This window comes from Tabrizicola piscis (assembly GCF_003940805.1).
Classification (GTDB): Bacteria; Pseudomonadota; Alphaproteobacteria; order Rhodobacterales; family Rhodobacteraceae; genus Tabrizicola; species Tabrizicola piscis.
This window is the reverse complement of the sequence record NZ_CP034328.1, coordinates 3,570,253-3,592,634: the sequence shown is the minus strand read 5'-3', so window position 1 is coordinate 3,592,634 and position 22,382 is coordinate 3,570,253. Positions and strand designations below refer to the sequence as shown.

Genomic DNA, 22,382 nt, shown 5'->3' with positions numbered 1-22,382 from the left:
ACTGACCGTCCGATGATCTGCGGGCAGCGACGGGAATTTGTCACACGGGGGGGTCATGCCGGCGGATTTCGGCCAGCACGGCAGGCTGCGGTTCCGGCAGGTCCCCGGCAGCCACAGCCCGCAGGACCTGCCTGCGCGCCTCGACCGACAGGGCGTCGCGGCGCTTTTTGACAAAGTGCAAGCCGAAGGCGCGGGCGGCAAGGTAGGGATGGGTTTCCAGAAAGAAGGCTGTGGCAAGGCTGGAGTTCAGGAAGTGCAAAGCGGCCGGGCGAAACCCCGCCTTACCCGCCGTGGCTAAAATCGCATCCCGCTGTTTTTGGCGGTCAGGGTCGGTCAGGGCCGCATAATCCAGCGCCTTGCCAAGGTCTTCGTCCGGCAAGGTCTGGGCATATTGCGACAGCCCGGCGGCGGAGCGTTGCGATGGCGCGGCAAGCCCGGCGGCAACCATGGCCCGCGACAGCCCCTTTTCGCCCCGTTTCAAGACACTGTCCCGGCGCGACGACAGCAGATAGTCCGACCAGAAGCGGGCAAAGGCGGGATGATCCAGCGCACGGGGCCCGAACATCACCAGATAGGACTGGAAATGCGCGGCATGGGCCTTGCCAGGGCGTTCCATCCAGGCTGCGCCGATAAAGCCATCGGATGCCGGGTCCCCCTCAAGGTCCGTCAGAAGGCCATCCGCCTCGGCCCATGGAAACCAGATGCTGTCATTCAGCAGGAGCAACCTCTGCGGCTGCAGGTTCTGGTGCCGAAGCAGCAGGATGCCATCGCGGTAGGCGCCGAAATCATGGCCGATATTGTCGCGTTCGGCGATCTGCCAGACCTCGGCGGCCAACAAAGCCCGGTCCGGGCCAGCCAGCGGCGCGTTCGACACGACAAGCGGGGCGTAGCCGGAGGCCACAAGGTGCCGGCAAGTCGCCAGCACCGATGGCGCAAGGCCAGCCGGTTGCCAGACCACCAGCAGGGCGACCTTGGGCTGTGGGGACACCTGCCCCGCCGTCACCTGCAGCGTCTGGGGAAAGCGGCTGTCGTGCGCGCGCTGGTGGCGGCGTTCCTGCGGGAGCGACCACAGGTCAACCAGCCTTTGCCCGATCCTTGCAATCTCGCGGCGCAGCTTTGCGGCGGGCATGCCTGCTCTCCATGGAAGGTCGCGTCGAAGTCTGCTAGCGACTTTTGACACGCAATGCGAGGCAATCTTCCCATGCAGGCAAAGCCAAGCCCTTCCCCAGCGACCACCCTTCCGGGTGTGCGATGACGACCACCTGCATCTGCCTGAAATTCGGCACGCGCTACGGGCCGGAGTATGTGAACCGCCTTGCGGCGGCGCTGGTGCGGCATACCCCCGACGCCCGCGTGCTGTGCATGACCGATGACCGAACCGGCCTTCTGCCGTGGATCGAAGTGCTGGCCCTGCCGGTGGAGCCGTTCCATGACCGAATGTTCGCCCATATGGCGCGCATGGGCTGGAAAGCGCCGATGCAGAAGATCAGCCTGTTTCGCCCGGACCTGATCCCTGATCTAGACGGGGCGCTCATCGTCCTGGACATCGATATTGTCATCACCGGCGATGTCAGCCCGATGGCAAGGTTTGCACCCGGCAAGGTGGCGATGCGGAAAGAATGGCACTCTACCCCCACGCGCCCGTCGCTTGGGCATGGGTCGGTCGAGAAGATCGAACCGCAGACCCATGCCTGGCTGTACGAGGACATGGCGCGCGACCCCGAGGCCGCGCTGACCTTTGGCCACGGGTCCGAACAAAGCTACACCTCGCTGCTGGCCGACAAGCACGGGGCGCTGGCGCATTTCCCGGACGAGTGGATCGTCAGCTTCAAGCGGGATTGCCGCCCGCCCCGGCCGTTGAACCTGCTGGTGCAGCCCAGATTGCCGGAAGCGGCCAAGGTCGTCTGCTTCCACGGCCGCCCGAAGATCGAGGAGGCCATCGCCGGCTATCGGGCGGGTCCGTTGCACAGCACCCGGCCCTGCGACTGGCTGCGCAAGGCATGGATGGGGGATTTGGCATGACCGACATTCTGGAGGGGCTGCCCGTCTGGCTGATCAACCTGCCCCGGGCCACGGCGCGGCGCGAGCGGATGGAGACGCGGCTGGCCGACCTTGGCCTGCCCTATACGCTGTTTCCCGGCGTTGATGGCAGGGCCGAGGAGGCTCGGCTTTTGGCCAATACCGACGTGGCGGCGTTTGAACGCAACATGGGCCGCAAGATCCTGATCGGCGGCATCGGGTGCTATCATTCGCATCTGGCCGTGTGGGAGACGTTTCTGGCGACCGGCAAGCCCGTGGCCTTGATCCTTGAGGATGACGTGGTGTTCCACGACGACTTTCTGGAGGCGGTGCGGCTGGGGCTTCGGGCCGGCGCGCATTGGGATTTCCTGAAACTCAACTGCATCCGGGCCAAGCTGCCGGTCTGTCAGGGGCGGGTCGGGCCCTACCGGCTGAACGCCTATGTCGGGCCTGCCACGGGGACCGGCGCCTATCTGATCACGCGGGAGACGGCGGCCAAGCTGCTGCCGGCCATGCGGCGGGTCACGCGGGCGACGGACCACGAGATCAACCGCTTCTTCGTCCATGACTTCCGCCTGCGCGGGCTGGAGCCGTTTCCCAGCCACCTTGAGGATGGCGAAAGCCTGATCACCGGCGTGGGCTTTGCCGATGTGCGCAACCACCGCGGACTTGCCCGCCTGCCCTATTACCGGCTGAAGGCGGCGAACTACTTGCGGCGGCTGGCCTGGCTGGCCAGAAGGGGCGAACTTTGGCCAAGCAATCAGAACTTGGACCACCTTGAATAGGAAAATGATCTTGCTGGATGAACTGACCTGGAAAGAGACATTTCAACTGCTTGGCAGCAATCTTGCGGCACGGCTTGGCCTGAACAACCGTCAGGTGGTGAAGCTGGTGCGCAGTGGTCCGGTGGTGATCGCCAGATTGGCGGACCGGGATGTCGCGGTGCCATCGGAAAGACGCTGGCGGCACTATCGGCGGGGATGGGCGGCACGGCTTGACCGTCTGGCGCGACAGCAATTCGGCGTGGGCGAAGTTGTCTTCGTCAAGCCGGGGCAGACCGTTTTCGACATTGGGGCCAATGTCGGGGAATTCTCGACCGCCATGGCAGACCTTGGTGCGCGCGTCTATGCGATCGAGGGCGATCCGACCGTCATGAAATGTCTTGAGCACAACATGGCGAAAACGGCCGGGGTTCACCTCAGCCAGACCGTCATCTGGAAAACGTCCGGCGAGGTCACCTTCTACAGCGTCCCGAAAGATGCGGACAGTTCCACGATCGCGCCGCTGGCGACAGAAGGCTTTGAGGCGATGACCTTGCCTGCCCTGAGCCTTGACGATCTGGCACGATCGCTGGGGATCGAAAGCATCGACCTGATCAAATGCGATGCCGAAGGTGCTGAGCCTGAAGTGATCGAAGGTGGCCAGCAGATTCTGCGCCACACACGACAGGTCGCCTTTGACACCGGCGCCGAGCGGCAGGGGCAAGAGACGTCCGATACCTGCGAAACGATGCTGAAGGACCTTGGCTTCCGGGTCTTTCATCAGACCCGGCGTGGGCGAAAGATCACCTTCGGCATTCGCGACTAAGGCAGCGCTGACTACTCCAGATCAGCCCATTTCAACTGGGTGTTCCGGGTCACGGCGCGGGTCAGGCGTTTGCCAAGGAGCTTGTCGAAATCATAGGCCGGGATTTCCCCGCTGCCGGGGCGGCGGGCCCAGATGTCTTGTTCGCGGATCAGGTGGCCTGCCGGAAGATCGGCATCCGCCACGACTGACCCCCGGGCGAAGCGGTAGACGTCTTCTTCGGGCGCGGAGCGTTGCTTGGGGTTGTTGGCGGCGATCCAGATCTCTTTCGAGCGGTCGATCAGGAACCGCAGTTCGGCCGGGTCCATCGAGTTGATGATGTCCGGCCCCTTGCGATAGCGGCTGTCGGTGTAATGCCGCTCCAGAATGGTGGCCCCCAGCGCCACGGAGGCAAGGGCCATCTCCGGGCCGATGGAATGGTCAGAAAACCCGACGACCGCCTTGGGAAACGCCTGTTTCAGTTCGGTCACGCCCCGCAGCGACACGATTTCCGCGGGGCTGGGGTACAGGTTGGTGCATTCCAGCAGGGCATAGTCGATGCCTGCCGCGTCCAGAATGGCGACCGAGGCGCGGAGCGTTTCAATCGTCTGCATGCCGGTCGACAGGATCACCGGCTTGCCCTTGCGCGCGATGTGGCGGATCAGCGGCAGGTTGTCCGCCTCGCCCGAGCCGATCTTGTAGGCAGGCACGTCCAGCGTTTCCAGAAAATCGGCGGCGGCGCGGCTGAACGGGGTGGAGATCCAGATCATCCCGAGGGATTCGGTATAGCGCTTCAGTTCCGCCTCATCGGTCAGCGACAGGGCGCAGCGTTCCATCACATGCCAGATCGACACATCGGCATTGGGCGGGAAGATCGACTTTGCCTCTTCCGTCATCTCGTCTTCGATGATGTGGGTCTGGTGCTTGATCATCTCGCACCCGGCACCTGCGGCAAGGCGCACCATTTCCTTGGCGACGGCCAGATCGCCGCCATGGTTGATGCCGATTTCGGCGATGACCAGCGGCGGGTGATCGGGGCCGATCTCGCGGTGGGCAATCTTCATGGCGGGCTCTCCTTCAGGCTGGCCCCGTGCTGCATGACCGCCTTGCGCCTGTCAAGTCAGTGGCCGGGCGGCGTTGGCGCAAGATGGCCAGCCGGTCCGTGATCTCGGGTCTGAGGGGGCCTTCGCGGGGGGCATCGACAAGGGTGGTCAGCAGGGCCGGGTCCGGTGGCGGACGACCGCCGCCCTGCCAGCCCAGCCCGGCCAGCACGGCAGCGGCGGCAGGGGGCAGGTGGTCGGGCAGCGGCTGGCCAGACAGAACGCCCCAGATCAGCGTCCAGAGCCTGCCGACCGACCAAGGATTGTAGCCGCCGCCGCCCAGCACAAGGAACCGGGGCGACAGCGGCCAAAGGGCACGGATCGCCTCGACATAGGCGCGGTTGGACAGGGCAAGGCGCGACAGCGGGTCTTCGGTCAGGCTGTCGGCACCGCATTGCACCACGATGGCATCAGGGGCGAATTCGGCGGTACGGGGCAGGATCAGCCCCTCCAGCACGGCGCGGGCTTCGGTGTCGTTATAGCCTTTCGGGACGGGCAGGTTGAAGGCGCTGCCACCGGCGCGGTCGGCCAGCGCGCCGGTGAAGGGCCAGCGCCCTTCCTCATGCACCGAGATCATCCGCACGCCGGGATCGCCCGCGAAGGCATGTTCGACCCCGTCGCAGTGATGGGCGTCAAGGTCGATGTAGACAATCCGGGCAAGCCCGGCGCGCTGCAGCACCTTGATGCCAAGCACCACGTCGTTGAGGTAGCAAAACCCGTTGGCCCGCCCGGGAAGCCCGTGGTGGGTGCCGCCACCCGGCACATGGATCGTGCCGGGGGTGGCGGCCAAAAGCTCGGCCGCCAGCATCACCCCCCCGGCCCCGGTGGCGGGACGGCGAAAGACCTGCGGGAACACCGGGTTGGACAGGGTGCCAAGGTGAAACCGGCTGCGCATTTCGGGCGTGGCTTCGCCCAACCCCTCGGCCGTTTGCAGGGCGGCGATGTAGTCGGCGTCGTGCCAAAGTGCCAACGCGGCGGGCTTGGCGCGGGGGCTGGTGCGAAAGCGGTCCGGCGGCAGCCAGCCAAGCGCGCGGCCAAGGTCCATGACGGTTGACACGCGGGGCACCCGCAACGGGTGGGTCGGGCCATAGGACGACCCGCGGTAGATTTCGGAGCCGATGAAAAGCGGCGCCCCGACCGCGCTGTCGGGCGCAGGCGGGGGCGTGGGGATCACTGCAACAAGACCTCGATCCGGCCGGCGATCCGGTTGCTTTCCGGCTCTACCCCCGACCCGAAGGTGGCGTCGATGCTGCCATCGGGCGCAAGGAGGACCTTGTTGAAGTTCCAGCGCGGCGCGAAGCCGGTCTGGTCGCGCACCCAGGCGTAGAAGGGATGCGCATTGCTGCCGCGCACCGGGGTGATTTCGGTCATCGGCAGCGTCAGGTCAAAGGTGGTGGCGCAGTATTCCTTTACCGCCGCCTCATCTTCGAGTTCCTGGTTGAAATCATCCGACGGGACTGCCAGCACCAGAACGCCCTCGGGCCCGAACCGGTCATGCAGGGCCTGCAGCCCGTCAAACTGGCCGGCGTAGCCGCACAGCGAGGCGGTGTTGACCACAAGCACCGGTTTGCCGGCGTAATCGGCGAGGTCAATCTCTCCCCCGTCGATCGAGGCGAAACGGAAGCTTTCGGCCGCTTCTGCCGACAGACCCGTCAGCCCCATCAGACAACCGACCATGAGTGCCCGCATTTGCCCATCCTTTTCGCTTCGCATCGCACGATAAGGTAATCCGCCATGTTTTTCCGTCAAATTTCCATGAGATCGCTGTAAATTAGGGCCAATCCATGCCATATTGTGAATGAGGCAGCAGATCAGGGGCCAGACCCGGAACCGGGCGGGCAGATTGGGCAAGACATGGGTTCGCAGGACAAGATCGCGGCACAAGCCGCCGGGTCGCCGGGTGCAAGGATGCAATACGGTGCCCTGTGCTGGCGCGCAGGCCATGACAGCGTGGAGATCCTGCTGATCACCAGCCGGGACACCGGGCGCTGGATCATCCCCAAGGGCTGGCCGATGGTCGGCCTTTCCCCGGAAGCCGCAGCCGCCCAGGAAGCCTGGGAGGAAGCGGGGGTTGAAGGGGCGATCAATCCGGTCTGCCTTGGCCGCTACGGGTATCAGAAATGCCTTTCGGTTTCGGCTCAGGTGCCCTGTGCGGTGGCAGTCTACGGGCTGCAGGTGGTGCGTCTGGCGGACAAGTTCCCCGAGATGAAGGAACGCACCCGCCAATGGTTTCGGCAGGACATCGCGGCGACGATGGTGAATGAACCTGACCTTGCCGGCCTGATTGCCAGCTTCGTGCCGCCAAGACAGGGTCGACCCGCCCCGATCGCGGGCGATGCGGCCGAGGACGCGCGGCGCGGCGGGCGCTGATCGGGCGGGACTTGGCCGCCGTTGAGCTTGCCATTGAACTTGACGACCGAAACCTTAGGTGTTTCGGTCGGGACTTCCTACGGGACACGCAGATGATCCGCTACACCCTGAAATGCAAGGCGGGACACCGCTTTGACAGCTGGTTCCAGAACACCGGCGCTTTCGCTGCGCTGGAGGCGGGCAATCAGCTGGCCTGCCCGGTTTGCGGCGCGAATGAGGTCGAGAAGGACCTGATGGCACCCACGGTCCGGCCCGCACGCAAGGCCGTGGCGGGGCCAGTCGAAAAGGCGGCGGATGCCTCTGTCGCGGAGACCGGGCCGGGTGCGCCAAACCTGCGTGATCCGGGCACCGATCTGGAAGCGGCCATCGCGGCCTTGCGCAAACAGATTGCCGAGAATTCGGAATATGTCGGCATGAACTTTACCGCCGAAGCGCGGCGCATCCATGAGGGTGACGCCCCCGAGCGGGCAATCTACGGCGAAGCCCGGCCCGAAGACGCCCGGCAGATGATCGAGGATGGCTTGCCCGTCGCCCCCCTGCCCTTTGTGCCGACCCGGAAGGTCAACTGACCGGCAGGTGATTGGCCCTAGTAGATGTAGCGGATCTGTTCGGTCCAGAACCGTTCCATCCGGCGCAGCGAGGTGTTGATGTCATCCATCCCGGAGGCGTCGATCAGGCCGCGCCGGTCCATCGCTTCGGCATGGCGGGCAAACAGGTCGGACAGCATGCGCCGCACATGCCGACCCTTTTCGGTCAGCCGCACCCGCACCGACCGGCGGTCGATTTCCGACCGCTGGTGGTGCATGTAGCCAAGTTCCACCAGCTTTTTCAGGTTATAGCTGACGTTTGACCCCTGATAGTAGCCGCGCGATTTCAGTTCGCCCGCCGTCACCTCATTCTCGCCGACATTGAACAGCAGCAAGGCCTGCACCGAGTTGATCTCAAGAATCCCGAGCCGTTCGAATTCATCCTTGATCACGTCCAGAAGCAGCCGGTGCAACCGTTCCACAAGGGCAAGGTTTTCCAGATAGCAGGACAGGAATGCCTGCAGCGAGCCATCCAGCAGCGGGGTCTGTTGCGTCACGCCAATTCTCCACCGTTACAGTCCGGACAGAATCAGCACAAAGCACAAACATTCCGTAAACTTGGTCTCGAATCCTTTCAGGCCGGCGACTGCAGACGGCTGCGGGCATGGGCGGCGATCCGGTCGAGCAGCGCCGCGATCGGCGCGGGCGCGCTGGACTGGCCCAAGATCCATGCCATCAGGTCCTGATCGTTTTCCTCCAGCAAGATGTCATAGCTGGCAAGCTCGTCATCGTTCAGAGAGGTCAGATGCGTGTCGGCCCAAGGGCCGAGGACAAGGTCCATCTCCTTGGTGCCCCGCCGCCACGACCGCATCCGCATCCGTTTCAATCTGGCTTCCGTGGTTTCGGTCATGCGGACAGCGCCTCATCAGCGAGTTCATCGGCCGGATTGTCAGCCTGCAACAGAAGGTTAAGCCGATCCTCGGCCTGTTCAAGGTCTGATACCAGCTTGCGCAGATCGGTCTTGATGCGCGTGATGTCAGCCAGCACCAGCCGCGCGGGCAAGGTCAGGCCCGGGGTTGTGCCCGGTTCGTCAAGATCATCGCCAATCCCGGTCAACAGCCAGCGAAGCGACACGTTCAGCATCCCCGCCAGCATCTGCAGACGGTTGCCGCGGGGTTCGGCCAGATCCTCTTCCCAGGCCGCAAGGGTCTTGTCGCGCACGCCCAGCTTGGTGGCCAGTTCAGCCTGACCAAGGCCCGCTGCCTCGCGGGCTGCAAGCAGCCGGTCGCCGAATGTTGCCACGTCATCGGCAAACCATGTCGCCGCTTCACGAATTTCCGCCATCTCGCCTCTCCTTCTTTCGATATCGCTTGTGTCGGTGGGGCGGCAACCCTAAGACCTGCAGCCGAAAATCGCAAACAGTCCGCCGGAGAATGCGCAAATGGCCTTCCTGTCCGATACGCTGGGGCGCGTCAAACCCTCGCCCACCATTGCCGTTACGACCAAGGCCGCGCAGTTGAAAGCCGAAGGGCGCGACGTGATCGGCCTTGGCGCGGGCGAGCCGGATTTCGACACGCCAGCCAACATCCGCGAGGCTGGAAAGCGGGCGATTGACGCTGGCAAGACGCGCTACACCGCCGTGGATGGCGTGCCGGAGCTGAAGGCGGCGATCTGCGCCAAGTTCCTGCGGGAAAACGGCCTGACCTACACGCCAGCGCAAGTGTCGGTCGGGACGGGCGGCAAGCAGATTCTGTACAACGCCCTGATGGCAACCTGCAATCCGGGGGATGAGGTGATCATCCCCGCACCCTATTGGGTGTCCTATCCCGACATGGTGCTTCTGGCCGGGGGCACCCCGGTTCCGGTGATCTGCGGGATCGAGACCGAATTCAAGCTGACGCCAGACCAGCTTGAAGCGGCGATCACCCCGAAGACCAAATGGTTCATCTTCAACAGCCCGTCGAACCCAACGGGCGCGGGCTATACCCGGGCCGAGTTGAAGGCCCTGACCGACGTGCTGATGCGCCACCCGCATGTCTGGGTGATGTCGGACGACATGTATGAACACCTTGTCTTCGATGATTTCGAATTCTGCACCCCGGCCGAGGTGGAGCCCGGCCTTTACGACCGTACGCTGACCTGCAATGGCGTGTCCAAGGCCTATGCGATGACGGGCTGGCGGATTGGGTATGCCGCGGGTCCGGTGGCCTTGATCAAGGCGATGGGGACGATCCAGTCGCAGTCGACGTCGAACCCCTGTTCGATCAGCCAATACGCAGCGCTTGAGGCTTTGTCGGGCCCGCAAGAGTTTCTGGCCGACTGGCGCCGCGTATTCCAGGGACGGCGTGACCTTGTGGTGTCGATGCTGAACCAGGCCAAGGGCATCCGCTGTCCCAAGCCGGAAGGCGCGTTCTACGTCTATCCCGACATCTCCGGCTGCATCGGCAAGGCAACGCCTGCCGGCACCGTCATCACCAATGACGAGGTCTTTGCCACCGCCCTGCTGGAGGAAACCGGCGTGGCCGTGGTGTTTGGCGCGGCCTTCGGCGTGTCGCCGAACTTTCGCATCAGCTATGCCACCAGTGACGCGGTGCTGCGCGAGGCCTGTACCCGGATCCAGCGCTTCTGCGCGGCGCTGGTCTGAAGCAACAAGGATCAGGTAGCGGAACCCGTGTTGCGGGTTGACGCCCGCCGCACTCTCCTTAAGGAATGAGAGGGCGCGGGTTCGGGACGGTGGGCGGCTCAGGCGTCGGGCGCAAAGTGACAGACGACAGGCAGGGGCCATGGCAGCTGATCTTCCCCACTACTACTTCCGGGTGCGCGAAAACGGTGCTGTGGTCTTCCGCATCAGCACCGAAAACCGCCAGCGCCGGATCGAGATGGATGAGATCGCCACCGTCAACGTCAAGAACGGCAACATCAAGCCGCATGGCGAGACTGAACTGTCCAAGGCCGATCTTGCGGCCATTCGTGAATGGCTGACCGGGCGGCAGGCCTTGCTTGCCTTGCGTGAGGTGGATGACATCCTGCGCACGGTTGACCACCTGAACCTGACGACCCAATGGGCGCAGTCGCGGGCCAGCGGCGACCAGCTTGACGCGGTGACCGATGCGCTTTTGCTGGCCATGCATGATCTGCGCAGCGTTCTGGTGCGCAAGAAGGCCGACCGGCTGGAAAAGCCGGAAAGCTGATCAGCAGGGCGGGATGGTCAGGCCTTCGGGCGGCATCGGACCAAGATCATCGACTTGCCCGTCCCGGACGCCAAGCATGCGCGTCCAGTCCATCGACGCCAACACCAGCTCCGGCCCCTGCCCGCAGTCGCGCAGGCCGCCCGAGATGACATCCTGCCCGATCCGGTGATTGGTCAGCCCCGGCAGCCGCTGCGTTTCCACCAGCCGGTCGCCCTCCAGCCGGACGAAGACAAGATCGCCCAGAAGATGCGGGCGGTCGACATAGGCCACTTCGACCCGACCGTCGCCATCGAAATCGGCGATCCCGGCGGGGGCGAGCCAGCGGTTCGGCTGCCCGATGAAATCAGTCGCGGCGATCTTTCCACCGGCCCCGTAGATTGCCAGCGAAGCCCCAAGGGCCAGGTCGGTTTCCACGACGACAACCTCATCGCGACCGTCACTGTCCAGATCTGCCAGCCGTGTCGTCACATCCTCGAACACGCGGTTGGGTGGCAGGGTGATCGTGACATCGGTCAGATGCAGCCCGGCGCAGCCAAGGCAGGTGTTGACGGTCAGGGTCAGCCCGCCCCATTCCAGCGCATCGCCCAGCACGGCATGGGCATAGCGGTCAGTCGGCTGGGCGAGATCGGCCCGGATCACCTCGGCCTGCGCGAGGGGGACTGTTTCGGCCTGCGCCGCCCCGGCCATCAAGACCAAGGCAAGCGCCCGGCGCATCAGATCTGCTTTTCGGGCATCTGGACGCGCAGACCATCCAGCGCGTCGGACACTTTCAACTGGCAAGTCAGGCGCGAGCGGACAGGATCGGGCTTCCAGGCGAAATCGAGCATGTCTTCTTCCATGCTGTCCTTCTTCGGCAGCTTTTCGACCCAGGCGGGATCGACATAGACATGGCAGGTCGAGCAGGCGCAGGCACCGCCGCAGTCAGCCTCGATGCCGGGAATGCCGTTGTCGCGCGCGCCTTCCATGACGGTCAGGCCATTGGCCACGTCAACCACATGTTCCTTGCCGCCATGTTCTACGTAAGTGATCTTCGCCATCGTGGTCTCCCGCCATCCGTGTTGCCAAGGACATAGGACAATTGCCCCAGCTTTGCCAGAGGGAGGCGGGCCTGTGACAAGGCTTGCCTCACACGGCAGATGTTCTAGTATTGTTCTCATGTCGCCCGACCCATCCCATGCCGCCCGCACTACGCCCGTCGCCCGCCTGGCCGATTGGCCGCGCCCGCCACGCGCCCTGCCCGCGGCGCGGCTGGTGGAACCGCCGGCCGGGGCGCGGGTCACGGTGGCAGGGCTGGTTCTGGTGCGCCAGCGTCCCGGCACCGCCAAGGGCGTGATCTTCGTGACGCTTGAGGATGAGACCGGCACCTGCAACGTGGTGGTCTGGGCCAAGATCTATGAACGCTTTCGCCGCGCGGTCATTTCGGGCCGGTTGCTGCGGGTGACCGGCAAACTGCAGCGCGAGGCGGGGGTGGTGCATGTCGTGGCCGACGTGATCGAGGACCTGTCGCCCTTGCTGGACCGGTTGCTTGACCCCGGCTTTCGCCACGATGGCACCCGGGCGGGGGACCAGCCCTAAAGCATCGGCCACGATTTCTTTGAAGAAATCGGACCGGAGCCTTCGAAGGCTCCGCTGCGGAATTTTCGAAAATTCCGCTTTCACCCTGGCCGCTGCATGAAAAATGGCGGCAGGAAACCCTGCCGCCATGCTGTCCTTTGGATCGGCGCGTCAGTTGATCGACAGCGCCACAAAGCGGGGATCGCCGCCACGGCGGACCAGAAGCAGGATCGACTGACGCCCTTCTGCCTTGGCCTGGGCGATCATGTCTTCCAGATCCTGCAGCCGCACGACCTTCTGCTGGCCAGCCTCGGTGATCAGATCACCTTCGCGCAGGCCCTTGGTAAAGGCTTCCGATGCGGCGTCGACGTTCAGGATCATCAGACCCTCGGTCGATGCATCAAGGCCCAGCCGATCGCGCATGTCAGCGTCGAGGGGGGCGAGGGTCAGACCCAAAGTCTCCATCTCGCGGGGGGCTTCGGGGGCGGGGGTCGAGGCTGGAAGCGTGGAAGCCTCGGCCTCTTCGCGCCGGCCAAGGGTGACGGCCAGCGTCTCGGTGCGGCCATCGCGCTGGACGATCACCGGCACGGCTTCGCCGATCGGGGCATCGGCCACACGGCGGGTCAGGTCGCCGGCATCGCCGACAGGCTGACCGTCAAACCGGGTGATGACATCGCCTGAGGCGATTCCCGCATCCCGCGCCGGGCCTTCCGGCACTTCCGTCACAAGGGCACCCGCCGCCTCGGCCAGACCCATCGCTTCGGCCACGTCGGGGGTTACGTCCTGAATGCGCACGCCCAGCCAACCGCGCCGGGTTTCGCCGAACTGCTTGAGCTGGTCCACGACCTTGGTCACCACGTTGGAGGCCATCGAGAACCCGATGCCGATCGACCCGCCGGTGGGCGACAGGATCGCCGTGTTCACGCCGATCACCTGACCATCCATGTTGAACAAGGGCCCGCCCGAGTTGCCGCGGTTGATTGCGGCGTCGGTCTGCAGGTAATCATCATAGCTGCCGGAAAGTTCACGCCCGCGGGCCGAGACGATCCCGGCGCTGACCGAAAAGCCTTGGCCGAGCGGGTTGCCCATGGCCATGACCCAGTCGCCCACGCGCATCAGGTCAGAGTTGCCGAAGGTCACGAAGGGCAGCGGTTCGCCCGCCTCGACCTTCAGGACGGCAATGTCGGTTTTCGGGTCGGTGCCGATCAGCTTTGCCGGCAGTTTCTTGCCCGAGAAGAATTCGATGGTGATCTCGTCAGCACCTTCGATGACGTGGTTGTTGGTGACGATGAACCCGTCTTCCGAGATGACGAAGCCGGAACCCAGCGCCTCGGACCGCTGCGGGCCATTGCCGCCACGGTTGTTGAAGTCATCGAAGAAATCCTCGAACGGGCTGCCTTCCGGCACCATCGGCATTCCGTCAGCGGGGCCGGCGATCAATGCGGATGTCGTGATGTTCACGACCGAGGGGCTGATCTGATCGGCAAGATCAGCAAAGCTTTCAGGGGCCCCGAAGGCCTGCGTTTCGGTTGCAGGGGCGAGGGCAAGACCGAAGCCCAGCACCAGCGCCAGAAGTGGGCTGGAACGGAGCGCGGTACGAATCGAAGGGGTAAGGTCGGGCACGATGCGAACTCCTGTTCAACGGACCGTCACGGGTTGGCCGGGGATCGTCTCCGGCAGGCCATGACTGGATATGGCGAACAGTTAGTGATGCGCGCGGACAATGCAAACCCCGACATGCGCCCTCAAGGGGAAGTGAAGGCATTTGTCATGCCGTGCGCGACAACCAGACCAGCAAGACCCCGATCGCCAGTGCCGCAAGGCCGATGGCCCGACGCTGGTCCTGGCTTAACGCGGCAAGCGCGCGCAACGCGTCCTCCATGCGCCGAGGGGCCAGCGCAAGCGCCAGCCCCTCGACCACAAGAACCAATCCGATTGCCAGCGCCACCAGGCTCATGGCGCGACTGGCGCGGTTTCCACGGGCCGGTCCACTGGCGCGATTTCCGACCGCAGGTAGTTGAAGAACTCGCTGTCGGGCTGCATCACGATGCTGGAGTTTTCGCCCCGCAGCGAGGCTTCGTAGGCGGTCAGCGACCGGATGAACGAGAAGAACTCGGGGTCACGGCCGAAAGCGCCGGCAAGGATGCCGTTGCGTTCTGCGTCAGCCTCACCCCGGATCACTTCGGCCTGGCGCCGGGCGTCCGACGTCAGTTCCACCACCGTCCGGTCTGCCGTTGCCCGCACCCTTTGCGCGGCTTCACCACCGCGCGCGATCTCGTCCGCGGCTTCGCGCTGACGTTCGGCGCGCATCCGGTTGAAGGTCGCATCAAGGTTCTGCTCGGGCAGATCGGTGCGGGTCAGGCGGACGTCCACAACCTCGATCCCCAGGTTCGCGGCTTGCCGGCGGGCGATGTCGCGGATCTGGTTCATCAACGCTGTCCGGTCTTCCGAAAGCACCCGGTTCGACGGGACCGAACCCAGCACTTCCTGAATGGCCGGGTTCACGATGCTTTCCAGACGCCGCAGCGCCTGCGCTTCGGCCCCGGTGCCCACCGCTTCGCGGAAGCGGATCAGATCGGTGATCCGCCAGCGGGCGAAGGCATCGACCACCAGACGGCGGTCATCCAGCATGGTGACTTCGATCGGCGTCGTCGGCAGACCAAGGATGCGGTCTTCGTAATACACCACTTCCTGGATCAGCGGCAGCTTGAAGCCAAGGCCGGGTTCTTCCTTGACCTGAGTCACCTGACCAAATTGCAGCACCAGCGCCTTCTTGCGTTCATCGACGATGAAGACCGAAGACAACAGCACACCCAGCACCAGCACGACGGCTGGAATCACATACATCGCACGCATCAGTTGGTCCCTCCCGTCGTGGTTCCGGCAGCGGGGGCTGCCGCGGCACGGCCAAGTTCATTGAGTGGCAGGAAGGGAACGACGCCCTGACCCGCCTCACCGCCGGACACGCCGTCAAGGATGACCTTGTTCATGCCGCTGAAGACGCGTTCCATCGTCTCCAGATACAGTCTGCGTCGGGTCACTTCGGGGGCCTTGATATATTCGTCATAGACGCTGATGAAGCGTGCGGCTTCACCCTGGGCTGCGTTGACGGCCTGAGCGCGGTACGCCTCGGCCTCTTCCAGAAGCTGGGCGGCGGGCACCGCGCGCGCCAGCGGTCACCCGGTTGGCATAGGCGTCGGCTTCGCTTTCCAGCGTATCGCGCTGCTGCTGCGCGGCCTGCACTTCGCGGAAGGCGTCAAGCACCTCACGCGGGGGCTGGGCGCGCTGCAGGTTGACGCGGATCACGCTGATCCCGGCATTGTAGCTGTCCAGCGTCGCCTGCACCTGAGACTGCACGTCGGCGGCAATGACGCCCCGGTCGCGGTTCAGGATCGGCGACAGTTCCGAGCGGGCGACGATATCGCGCATCGCGCTTTCGCTGACGGCGCGGATCGTATCTTCCGGGTCGGCGAGGTTGAAGAGGTACTGTTCCGGATCGGCGATGTTCCAGACCACCTGGAAGCCGATATCGACGATGTTCTGGTCACGCGTCAGCATCAGCCCGCTTTCGCTGCCAGCCTCACCCGTGCCGATTTCCGTCGTCCTTTCGCCGGTCACCTGAACCTTCTCATAGGTCACGACGGGCCATGGCGCGAAGTTCAGGCCCGGATTCCCGATGCCGGAGCTTTCGCCCAGAAACAGTTCGACCGACCGTTCTTCCGGCCGCACGGTGTAGAAGGACATGAACGACCAGATCGCCACCAGCGCCAGCGCGCCAAGTGCCAACCCCTGCCGCGTGATCACCGGGCCACCCTGGCCACCGCTGCTGCCCGGGCCGCCACCGCCACCCATGCCGCCGCGACCGCGCCCGCCCATCAGCACGCGCAGCTGTTCCTGCCCGCGCTTCACCAGCTGGTCGATCTCGGGGATCTGGGGCCCGGTTTCGCCGCGCCGCCCGCCCCGACGATCATCATCATCGCCGTTGCCCTTGTTCCGGTCGTCACCGCCCGGGCCGCCACCGCCGCCCCACGGACCGCCACTTCCTGCCATTGATCAGAACCTCTCTATTCGCGTCTTGCTTTAGCTGGTCATCATGGGCCGGAAATCAAGCGGCCATCATGCCACAGTCACGTTTCTTCTCAGGCGCTTCTTGTCGGCTTTCGCATCGTTACCAGCTCTTCGGCCATGGTGGGATGCACCGCACAGGTGCGGTCGAAATCTTCCTTGGTCGCCCCCATCCGGATCGCTATGGCCGCCAGCTGGATCAGTTCGCCCGCTTCGGGCGCGACGATGTGGCACCCCAGCACCTTGCGGTTGGCCTGGCTGACGATCAGCTTCATCAACACCCGGTCCGGGCGCCCGGCAAAGGCCGTCTTCATCGGGCGGAAGGCGGTGGAGTAGACTTCAATCGGCTCTTGGTCGCGTGCCGCTTCCTCGGACAGCCCGACAGAGCCCATCTCGGGCTGGGTGAACACGGCCGAGGCGACAAGGTCGTGGTCAAAGGCTGTCGGCTTGCCCCCGAAGACCGTGTCGGCAAAGGCGTGCCCTTCACGGATTGCGACCGGGGTGAGGTTGATGCGGCCGGTCACATCCCCCACCGCGAAGATCGAGGGGACCGCCGTCTGGCTGAACCGGTCCACCACGATCTGCCCCTGACGGCCCAGCGCGACGCCCAAAGCCTCAAGCCCGAGGCCCTCGGTGTTGGGACGCCGCCCGGTGGCGTACAAGACCAGATCAAATTCGCTTTCCGTCCCGTCGGTGGCGACAGCGCGGATGCCGGACCCGGTCTTTTCCAGCCGCATCACATCGGTGCCGCAGTGAATGTCGATCCCGTCGGCGCGCATCGCATTTGCCACATGGCCGCGCGCTTCGTCGTCAAAGCCGCGCAAGATCTGCGCACCGCGGTAGAACTGGCACACCTTGACGCCCAGGCCGTTCAGAATGCAGGCAAATTCGCTGGCGATATAGCCGCCGCCAACCACCAGCGCGCGCTTGGGCAGGTGGTCAAGATGGAACATCTCGTTCGACGTTACGGCATGCTCTGCCCCCGGGATATCCGGCACGAAGACGCGCCCGCCCGTGGCGATCAGGATGTGCTTTGCCGTGTATTCCTGCCCGCTGGCCAGACGCACGCGGTGGGCGTCAACCACTGTGGCCCGCGCGTCATGGATGGTGACGCCGGCGTTGGTCAGCGTCGTGCGATAGGCGCCTTCCAAGCGGTCAAGCTCTGACTCAAGCCGGGTGCGGAAGGCGGTCCAGTCAAAGCTGGGGGCAGACACGTTCCAGCCGTAGGACCGGGCATCCTCGAACGCTGCGGGAAAACCGCTGGCAAAAACCATCAGCTTTTTCGGCACGCAGCCCCGGATGACACAAGTGCCACCCATGCGGCTTTCCTCGGCCAGCCCAACGGTTGCCCCGTATTCGCCCGCGGCGACACGCGCGGCACGCACACCGCCGGACCCGCCGCCGATGACGAAAAGATCGTAGTCGAAAGTCAAAGAGTCATTCTCCCAAGTCTGCGAAGATATTGGCGCTTTGCGCCAGATCGACCGAGCCATCCTCGACCCGGCCCGAGTTGATGTCGCGCACAGTCACGCGCCCGTCCCCGTTGCCGATCACCACGATATCGCAGATGTCGATGAAAAGCCCGTTCTCGACCACGCCGGGGATCTGGTTGAGCACCAGCGCCAGCTGGCGCGGGTTGCCGATGCGGCGCAGGTTCAGGTCGAGGATGAAGTTGCCTTCATCGGTCTTGAGCGGGCGGGATTCGTCCATCCGCAGCGCCACCTCGCGGTTCAGCACGTCAAGGCTGTAAAGCGTTTCCTCGATCAGGGCCATGGTGGTCCGCCAGCCAAAGGGGACCACTTCGACCGGCAACGGGAAGGCGCCCAGCTGCGCCACTTCCTTTGCCGCATCGGCGATCACGATCATCCGGTCCGACGCCGTGGCGACAATCTTTTCCTGCAAGAGCGCCGCCCCGCCGCCCTTTATCAGGTTCAGGTTCGGGTCAAACTCATCCGCGCCGTCGATCGTCAGGTCCAGCCATTTCACATCGTCCATGCCCACGATCGGCACACCCAATTCGCGCGCAAGGTCTGCCGTCCGGCTGGAAGTGGCGACGCCCGTGACCTTGAGCCCCTCGTTCCGGATGCGTTCGGCAAGGCACCGCACCATCCAGGCCGCAGTGGACCCGGTCCCCAGTCCCAGCTTCATCCCGTTTTCGACGAAATCCACCGATTTGCGGGCAGCGGCATACTTGGCCTTGTCGATGGGCGAAAGCTCGGCAGTCATGGCAGCACTCCCCTCTTTTTCCCCGGCATAACGCAAAGGTTACCCAAGGGCGAGAGGGTTCTCGCCACTCTGGCAGCCAGAAGCAAGGGCGAGTGTTGCCCCCGCGTCGGGCGCGGGCATCCAGGAAAACGGTCAGGTCACCTCATCCAGAAGCTTCACGGCCATGCGGAATTCGTCCGCCCGCAAGGCCCCGTCCTTGTCCGCGTCAAGGGTCATCAGTGCCCGCAAAATGGCCGCCTCAGCCTCGGTCAGGGCGCGCAGGGCAGCGGCCTGACCTTCCGCCCGGATTTCGGACGCAGACACCCGGTCGTCCCTGTCGCTGTCGGCGGCGGCGAACTGTCGTTCCAGCCGTCCACGCGAGGTGGCGCTGGCCGCGCGCAGGATGACGGCAAGCTCAGCCCTTTCGACGGCACCGTCATTGTTCAGGTCCATGGCCAGAAACCGGCGCATCGCCGATGCGCGGGCCGCGGCCCGTTCCAGCGCTACATGATCCTCGATCCCCGCAGGGGTCAGCCCGGACGGGCCGCCATAGCCGGCGATCACATCCTCGGCCATCGCCTGGAACCGGGCGGGGTCCTTGCGCATCGCCTCGGCCAGCGGGCCATCCGTGTCTGCGCGCGCGGACTGCATCATGACCATCAAAAGCAGGAACGCTGATACCACCAGCTTGACCATGACCCTCTCCTTGCCTGCGCCGGTCAAACTCTGCCCCAGGCAAGGTTTACAGCCAGTTAACGGCGGTTCTTGACGGGAGTGCGTCGTGCCGGGGCGGGCGACCGCGCGAATGACAGCGCGGGGGTCGCTTTTCGGCCTGCAGCAAGGCAAGACTTGCGCAAGGCTTCCGCGAAAGACACTGGCCCTGAGCTGGACCGAAAAGACGCTGGGCCCGATTGCCGAAGGTCAATGATGTATCTGCTGCACTATGCCCCGGACAATGCGTCGCTGATCGTCCGCCTTGTGCTTGACGGGGCGGGCATCCCCTATCGCACGGCCCTTGTGGACCGCGCCACCCGCCAGCAGGACGGGCCGGCCTACCGCAGGCTGAACCCGACCGGCCTGATCCCCACCTTGGAGACGCCTCTGGGCCCGATCTCGGAAACCGGGGCGATCCTGCTGTGGCTGTCGGATAGGCACCAGCTTGGCCCGGCCGCCATGGACCATGATCGACCGATCTTCCTGAAATGGCTGTTCTTCCTGTCAAATACCGCCCATGCCGACCTGCGGCAGATCTTCTACCCCCACCAATATTGCCCGACCGAGGCGCATCCGGCCCACCAGGAAATTCTGGCCGCACGGATGCGGGGCCACTTCGCCCTGCTTGACAGCGCCGCCCGCCAGCACCCCGGGCTGTTCGCCGCCGCCAAGCCGCTTGGCGTCTATGCCCTCGCCCTGACCCGCTGGTCCGCGCTTTATCCGCCTGACGCCCCGGCCTGGTTCGACCTTGCCGCCTACCCCGCCCTTCTGGCACTGGCCAAGGCGCAGGAGGCACGGGTAGAAACCCCTGTCATCGCCCGGGCCGAAGGTCTGGGCCCCCACCCCTTTACCCGGCCTGAACAGCCCAACCCCCCGGAAGGCAGCGTGCTATGACCCTGACGCTTCACCACGCCCCCGACTTCGCCTCGACCATCGTCCGGCTGGCGCTGGAAGAGCTTGGCCTGCCCCACACCATCGCCATGACCGATATCGAAGGCGGGGCGCTTGCCTCGCCTGAGTATCGGCAAGTGAACCCGGTGGGCCTGATCCCGGCGCTGGAAACCGACGACGGGCCGATGTTCGAAACCGGCGCGATCCTGCTGTGGCTGGTCGACCGGACCGGGCAGCTTGGTCCCGGCCCGCAGGACCCCGACCGCGCGGCCTTCCTGTCCTGGCTGTTCTTCACCTCGAACGCGCTGCATACGGCGGCCCTTGCGCTGTTTTACCCCCACCGCCCGGCAGGCGAGGCGAACACCGACGCCGCACGCGCCGCAGCGCATGACCAGATCATCGCCCGCCTTGGCCTGATCGAGGCGCTGATCGCCGCCCGCCACCCGCGCTGGCTGTCGGCAGAACAGCCGGGCGTGCTGGGCTATTACATCGGCATCCTCGTCCGCTGGCTGATCCTGTTGCCACCCGCGCCCTACGGCCTTGACCTTGCCGGGTTTCCGAACCTGCGCGCCGTTCTTGCCGCCCATGAAGCCCGCCCCGCCGCCCTGCGCGTGGCAAAGGCCGACGGCCTTGGCCCAACCCCCTTCACTGATCCGAGGGTCTGATGTTCCTTTCCGTCTTCGACATGTTCAAGGTCGGCATCGGCCCGTCGTCCAGCCACACCATGGGCCCGATGGTCGCCGCCGCCCGCTTTCTTGACCGGCTGCGCGCCTCGCCGTTCCATGCCCATGGCCTGCGCGCCTCGCTTCACGGGTCATTGGCCTTCACCGGGGTCGGTCATGCCACCGACCGCGCCACGATCCTTGGCCTCGCCGGGTTCGAACCCGCCACCTATGACGCGGAAAAGGCCGACGCCGCCCTTGCCCAGATCAAAAGCACCGGCGTGATCGAAGCGCCCGGCCTGCGCCCGCTTGTGTTCGATCCCGGCCGCGACCTGCAGTTCGACTACGGCCCCGCCCTGCCCGGCCATGCCAACGGCATGATCCTGCGCGCGACCGACGCGCAAGGCGACGTGATCCTGGAGGAAACCTACTACTCCATCGGCGGGGGGTTCGTGCTGACAGCGGAGGAACTGACCGAAGCCGGCGGCACGAAATCCAAGGCCCGGGCCGATGTGCCCTTTCCGTTCGAGACCGCAGCCGAAATGCTGCAGATGGCCAATGCCTCGCGCCTGAGCATCGCTCAGATGAAACGCCAGAACGAACTGCGCTTCCGCACCGCCGCCGAACTCGACGCCGGGATCGCGCGGCTTTGGCAGGTGATGAACGACTGTATCGACCGCGGCATGAAGGGCACCGGGATCCTGCCCGGCGGTCTCAAGGTCCGCAGGCGCGCCAAGGGGATCCATGACGCCCTGATGGCCGAGCGTGGGCTGAACATGACCGCGCCGCATACGATCAACGACTGGATGTCGCTTTACGCGATGGCCGTGAACGAAGAAAACGCCGCCGGCGGCCAGGTCGTGACCGCGCCCACCAATGGCGCGGCGGGCGTGGTGCCGGCAGTCCTGCGCTACTACCTTGATCACGTGCCCGGCGCGTCTGTGGCCCGGATCGGCGATTTCCTGCTGACTGCCGCGGCAATCGGCGGGCTTTGCAAGCACAACGCCAGCATCTCGGGTGCCGAATGCGGCTGCCAGGCCGAAGTGGGTTCCGCCGCCGCAATGGGCGCGGCAGGTCTGGCCGCAGTGCTTGGGGGGACACCCGAACAGGTGGAGAACGCCGCCGAAATCGCCCTGGAGCACCACCTTGGCATGACCTGCGATCCCGTAAAGGGGCTGGTGCAGGTGCCCTGCATCGAACGCAATGGCCTTGGCGCCATCAAGGCCGTTTCGGCTGCCAGCCTGTCGATGCGTGGCGATGGTCAGCATCTGGTCAGCCTCGACGTCTGCATCGAAACGATGCGGCAAACGGGCCGCGACATGCACGAGAAGTACAAGGAAACCAGCCTTGGCGGTCTGGCGGTCAACGTCCCGAACTGCTGAGCCGCCAACACCGCGGAGCCGCGCAAGCGCGCGGCACGCCTTTGAGTGTGCCCCGCGCAACGGCGCGGGGCCGCGCGCGCCGCGCGGGAGTATTTGGAAAAGAGCAAGCCCATTTGCTCTTTACAGAAATACTCCCCGG

At 65.0% G+C, this 22,382-nt stretch carries 26 protein-coding genes and 1 pseudogene; 11 read left to right on the top strand and 16 right to left on the bottom strand.

Annotated features, from left to right (window positions below; all coding sequences use genetic code 11):
- Positions 1-40: 40 nt before the first annotated feature.
- On the bottom strand, positions 41-1,129 hold the full coding sequence (locus tag EI545_RS17490; protein WP_125326649.1) for a rhamnan synthesis F family protein: 1,089 nt from the start codon (positions 1,127-1,129) through the stop codon (positions 41-43).
- Positions 1,130-1,251: 122 nt separating this feature from the next.
- Between EI545_RS17490 and EI545_RS17485 the strand changes: the two genes are divergently transcribed.
- The 3 genes from EI545_RS17485 to EI545_RS17475 are packed head-to-tail and all read left to right on the top strand — an operon-like array spanning position 1,252 to position 3,606.
- Complete coding sequence (locus EI545_RS17485) at positions 1,252-2,022, top strand: glycosyl transferase (RefSeq protein ID WP_125326648.1); 771 nt, start codon at positions 1,252-1,254, stop codon at positions 2,020-2,022.
- Positions 2,019-2,804 (top strand): glycosyltransferase family 25 protein, encoded by a 786-nt coding sequence (locus tag EI545_RS17480; protein ID WP_125326647.1) that lies wholly within the window; start codon positions 2,019-2,021, stop codon positions 2,802-2,804. Before EI545_RS17485 ends, EI545_RS17480 begins: the two co-directional genes overlap by 4 nt.
- 4 nt (positions 2,805-2,808) lie before the next feature.
- Positions 2,809-3,606, top strand: coding sequence for an FkbM family methyltransferase (locus EI545_RS17475; protein ID WP_125326646.1), 798 nt, complete (start codon positions 2,809-2,811; stop codon positions 3,604-3,606).
- A gap of 11 nt (positions 3,607-3,617) precedes the next feature.
- Here the strand turns inward: EI545_RS17475 and EI545_RS17470 are convergent, their stop codons facing one another.
- Genes EI545_RS17470 through EI545_RS17460 form a run of 3 tightly spaced genes read right to left on the bottom strand, consistent with a single transcriptional unit; the run spans position 3,618 to position 6,371 of the window.
- Positions 3,618-4,646 (bottom strand): N-acetylneuraminate synthase family protein, encoded by a 1,029-nt coding sequence (locus EI545_RS17470; protein WP_125326645.1) that lies wholly within the window; start codon positions 4,644-4,646, stop codon positions 3,618-3,620.
- 13 nt (positions 4,647-4,659) lie between these two features.
- Complete coding sequence (locus tag EI545_RS17465) at positions 4,660-5,856, bottom strand: acetoin utilization protein AcuC (protein ID WP_245990152.1); 1,197 nt, start codon at positions 5,854-5,856, stop codon at positions 4,660-4,662.
- The gene (locus tag EI545_RS17460) at positions 5,853-6,371 is read right to left on the bottom strand and encodes a glutathione peroxidase (protein WP_125326644.1); all 519 of its coding nucleotides are present in this window, start codon (positions 6,369-6,371) and stop codon (positions 5,853-5,855) included. Before EI545_RS17460 ends, EI545_RS17465 begins: the two co-directional genes overlap by 4 nt.
- A 165-nt stretch (positions 6,372-6,536) precedes the next feature.
- Here EI545_RS17460 and EI545_RS17455 point away from each other — a divergent pair, with 165 nt between their 5' ends.
- Together EI545_RS17455 and EI545_RS17450 are read left to right on the top strand one after the other, a co-directional pair.
- Positions 6,537-7,052: an NUDIX hydrolase gene (locus EI545_RS17455; RefSeq protein ID WP_164517333.1), complete on the top strand. Its 516-nt coding sequence runs from the start codon at positions 6,537-6,539 to the stop codon at positions 7,050-7,052.
- Between the two features lie 92 nt (positions 7,053-7,144).
- Positions 7,145-7,621: a DUF1178 family protein gene (locus EI545_RS17450; RefSeq protein WP_125326643.1), complete on the top strand. Its 477-nt coding sequence runs from the start codon at positions 7,145-7,147 to the stop codon at positions 7,619-7,621.
- Between the two features lie 17 nt (positions 7,622-7,638).
- Here the strand turns inward: EI545_RS17450 and EI545_RS17445 are convergent, their stop codons facing one another.
- From EI545_RS17445 to EI545_RS17435, 3 genes are all read right to left on the bottom strand, one after another.
- Entirely contained in the window at positions 7,639-8,136 is a 498-nt protein-coding gene (locus tag EI545_RS17445; protein ID WP_125326642.1) for a MarR family winged helix-turn-helix transcriptional regulator, read from the bottom strand.
- Between the two features lie 77 nt (positions 8,137-8,213).
- Positions 8,214-8,489 carry an FAD assembly factor SdhE gene (locus EI545_RS17440; protein WP_125326641.1) on the bottom strand — a complete coding sequence of 92 codons (276 nt, stop codon included), beginning with the start codon at positions 8,487-8,489 and terminating at the stop codon, positions 8,214-8,216.
- Positions 8,486-8,923, bottom strand: coding sequence for a helix-turn-helix domain-containing protein (locus EI545_RS17435; RefSeq protein WP_125326640.1), 438 nt, complete (start codon positions 8,921-8,923; stop codon positions 8,486-8,488). Before EI545_RS17435 ends, EI545_RS17440 begins: the two co-directional genes overlap by 4 nt.
- 97 nt (positions 8,924-9,020) lie before the next feature.
- Here EI545_RS17435 and EI545_RS17430 point away from each other — a divergent pair, with 97 nt between their 5' ends.
- Together EI545_RS17430 and EI545_RS17425 are read left to right on the top strand one after the other, a co-directional pair.
- The gene (locus EI545_RS17430) at positions 9,021-10,223 is read left to right on the top strand and encodes a pyridoxal phosphate-dependent aminotransferase (protein ID WP_125326639.1); all 1,203 of its coding nucleotides are present in this window, start codon (positions 9,021-9,023) and stop codon (positions 10,221-10,223) included.
- Between the two features lie 139 nt (positions 10,224-10,362).
- Positions 10,363-10,770, top strand: coding sequence for a hypothetical protein (locus EI545_RS17425; protein ID WP_125326638.1), 408 nt, complete (start codon positions 10,363-10,365; stop codon positions 10,768-10,770).
- Here EI545_RS17425 and EI545_RS17420 read toward each other — a convergent pair whose 3' ends face one another.
- Together EI545_RS17420 and EI545_RS17415 are read right to left on the bottom strand one after the other, a co-directional pair.
- The gene (locus EI545_RS17420; protein WP_125326637.1) at positions 10,771-11,484 is read right to left on the bottom strand and encodes an FG-GAP repeat domain-containing protein; all 714 of its coding nucleotides are present in this window, start codon (positions 11,482-11,484) and stop codon (positions 10,771-10,773) included.
- Positions 11,484-11,807, bottom strand: a complete 324-nt coding sequence (locus tag EI545_RS17415; RefSeq protein WP_125326636.1) for a 2Fe-2S iron-sulfur cluster-binding protein — start codon at positions 11,805-11,807, stop codon at positions 11,484-11,486. The genes EI545_RS17420 and EI545_RS17415 overlap by 1 nt, the downstream gene beginning before the upstream one ends.
- 118 nt (positions 11,808-11,925) lie before the next feature.
- Here EI545_RS17415 and EI545_RS17410 point away from each other — a divergent pair, with 118 nt between their 5' ends.
- Positions 11,926-12,345, top strand: coding sequence for an OB-fold nucleic acid binding domain-containing protein (locus tag EI545_RS17410; protein ID WP_125326635.1), 420 nt, complete (start codon positions 11,926-11,928; stop codon positions 12,343-12,345).
- Between the two features lie 150 nt (positions 12,346-12,495).
- Here EI545_RS17410 and EI545_RS17405 read toward each other — a convergent pair whose 3' ends face one another.
- The 7 genes and pseudogenes from EI545_RS17405 to EI545_RS17375 all read right to left on the bottom strand — a co-directional run bounded on the left by EI545_RS17405 (position 12,496) and on the right by EI545_RS17375 (position 19,290).
- Complete coding sequence (locus EI545_RS17405) at positions 12,496-13,947, bottom strand: DegQ family serine endoprotease (protein ID WP_425471588.1); 1,452 nt, start codon at positions 13,945-13,947, stop codon at positions 12,496-12,498.
- Positions 13,948-14,092: 145 nt separating this feature from the next.
- Positions 14,093-14,281, bottom strand: coding sequence for a DUF2065 domain-containing protein (locus EI545_RS17400; protein ID WP_125326634.1), 189 nt, complete (start codon positions 14,279-14,281; stop codon positions 14,093-14,095).
- Positions 14,278-15,183, bottom strand: a complete 906-nt coding sequence (hflC, locus tag EI545_RS17395) for a protease modulator HflC (protein WP_125326633.1) — start codon at positions 15,181-15,183, stop codon at positions 14,278-14,280. Before hflC ends, EI545_RS17400 begins: the two co-directional genes overlap by 4 nt.
- Positions 15,180-16,374 (bottom strand): annotated as a pseudogene (gene hflK, locus EI545_RS17390) (FtsH protease activity modulator HflK). The gene hflC and the pseudogene hflK overlap by 4 nt, the downstream one beginning before the upstream one ends.
- An 89-nt stretch (positions 16,375-16,463) precedes the next feature.
- Positions 16,464-17,822, bottom strand: coding sequence for a glutathione-disulfide reductase (gene gor, locus EI545_RS17385; protein WP_125326632.1), 1,359 nt, complete (start codon positions 17,820-17,822; stop codon positions 16,464-16,466).
- A gap of 4 nt (positions 17,823-17,826) precedes the next feature.
- On the bottom strand, positions 17,827-18,615 hold the full coding sequence (gene rpiA / locus EI545_RS17380) for a ribose-5-phosphate isomerase RpiA (protein ID WP_125326631.1): 789 nt from the start codon (positions 18,613-18,615) through the stop codon (positions 17,827-17,829).
- 132 nt (positions 18,616-18,747) lie between these two features.
- A complete protein-coding gene (locus EI545_RS17375; protein ID WP_125326630.1) occupies positions 18,748-19,290 on the bottom strand; it encodes an EF-hand domain-containing protein in 543 nt (180 codons plus the stop codon).
- A 228-nt stretch (positions 19,291-19,518) separates the two neighbouring features.
- Here EI545_RS17375 and EI545_RS17370 point away from each other — a divergent pair, with 228 nt between their 5' ends.
- The 3 genes from EI545_RS17370 to EI545_RS17360 are packed head-to-tail and all read left to right on the top strand — an operon-like array spanning position 19,519 to position 22,243.
- Entirely contained in the window at positions 19,519-20,202 is a 684-nt protein-coding gene (locus tag EI545_RS17370) for a glutathione S-transferase family protein (protein ID WP_125326629.1), read from the top strand.
- Positions 20,199-20,864: a glutathione S-transferase family protein gene (locus tag EI545_RS17365; protein WP_125326628.1), complete on the top strand. Its 666-nt coding sequence runs from the start codon at positions 20,199-20,201 to the stop codon at positions 20,862-20,864. The genes EI545_RS17370 and EI545_RS17365 overlap by 4 nt, the downstream gene beginning before the upstream one ends.
- Entirely contained in the window at positions 20,864-22,243 is a 1,380-nt protein-coding gene (locus EI545_RS17360) for an L-serine ammonia-lyase (protein WP_125326627.1), read from the top strand. Before EI545_RS17365 ends, EI545_RS17360 begins: the two co-directional genes overlap by 1 nt.
- Positions 22,244-22,382: the final 139 nt, after the last annotated feature.

Coding starts and splice junctions, on each gene's coding strand:
- EI545_RS17375 (WP_125326630.1), bottom strand. CDS start 19,290: ATGGTCAAGCTGGTGGTATCAGCGTTCCTGCTTTTGATGGTCATGATG.
- EI545_RS17425 (WP_125326638.1), top strand. CDS start 10,363: ATGGCAGCTGATCTTCCCCACTACTACTTCCGGGTGCGCGAAAACGGT.
- rpiA (WP_125326631.1), bottom strand. CDS start 18,615: ATGACTGCCGAGCTTTCGCCCATCGACAAGGCCAAGTATGCCGCTGCC.
- EI545_RS17435 (WP_125326640.1), bottom strand. CDS start 8,923: ATGGCGGAAATTCGTGAAGCGGCGACATGGTTTGCCGATGACGTGGCA.
- EI545_RS17455 (WP_164517333.1), top strand. CDS start 6,537: ATGGGTTCGCAGGACAAGATCGCGGCACAAGCCGCCGGGTCGCCGGGT.
- EI545_RS17400 (WP_125326634.1), bottom strand. CDS start 14,281: ATGAGCCTGGTGGCGCTGGCAATCGGATTGGTTCTTGTGGTCGAGGGG.
- EI545_RS17415 (WP_125326636.1), bottom strand. CDS start 11,807: ATGGCGAAGATCACTTACGTAGAACATGGCGGCAAGGAACATGTGGTT.
- EI545_RS17420 (WP_125326637.1), bottom strand. CDS start 11,484: ATGCGCCGGGCGCTTGCCTTGGTCTTGATGGCCGGGGCGGCGCAGGCC.
- EI545_RS17370 (WP_125326629.1), top strand. CDS start 19,519: ATGATGTATCTGCTGCACTATGCCCCGGACAATGCGTCGCTGATCGTC.
- EI545_RS17470 (WP_125326645.1), bottom strand. CDS start 4,646: ATGAAGATTGCCCACCGCGAGATCGGCCCCGATCACCCGCCGCTGGTC.
- EI545_RS17490 (WP_125326649.1), bottom strand. CDS start 1,129: ATGCCCGCCGCAAAGCTGCGCCGCGAGATTGCAAGGATCGGGCAAAGG.
- EI545_RS17475 (WP_125326646.1), top strand. CDS start 2,809: ATGATCTTGCTGGATGAACTGACCTGGAAAGAGACATTTCAACTGCTT.
- EI545_RS17360 (WP_125326627.1), top strand. CDS start 20,864: ATGTTCCTTTCCGTCTTCGACATGTTCAAGGTCGGCATCGGCCCGTCG.
- EI545_RS17485 (WP_125326648.1), top strand. CDS start 1,252: ATGACGACCACCTGCATCTGCCTGAAATTCGGCACGCGCTACGGGCCG.
- EI545_RS17440 (WP_125326641.1), bottom strand. CDS start 8,489: ATGACCGAAACCACGGAAGCCAGATTGAAACGGATGCGGATGCGGTCG.
- EI545_RS17460 (WP_125326644.1), bottom strand. CDS start 6,371: ATGCGGGCACTCATGGTCGGTTGTCTGATGGGGCTGACGGGTCTGTCG.
- EI545_RS17480 (WP_125326647.1), top strand. CDS start 2,019: ATGACCGACATTCTGGAGGGGCTGCCCGTCTGGCTGATCAACCTGCCC.
- EI545_RS17365 (WP_125326628.1), top strand. CDS start 20,199: ATGACCCTGACGCTTCACCACGCCCCCGACTTCGCCTCGACCATCGTC.
- EI545_RS17430 (WP_125326639.1), top strand. CDS start 9,021: ATGGCCTTCCTGTCCGATACGCTGGGGCGCGTCAAACCCTCGCCCACC.
- EI545_RS17410 (WP_125326635.1), top strand. CDS start 11,926: ATGTCGCCCGACCCATCCCATGCCGCCCGCACTACGCCCGTCGCCCGC.
- EI545_RS17450 (WP_125326643.1), top strand. CDS start 7,145: ATGATCCGCTACACCCTGAAATGCAAGGCGGGACACCGCTTTGACAGC.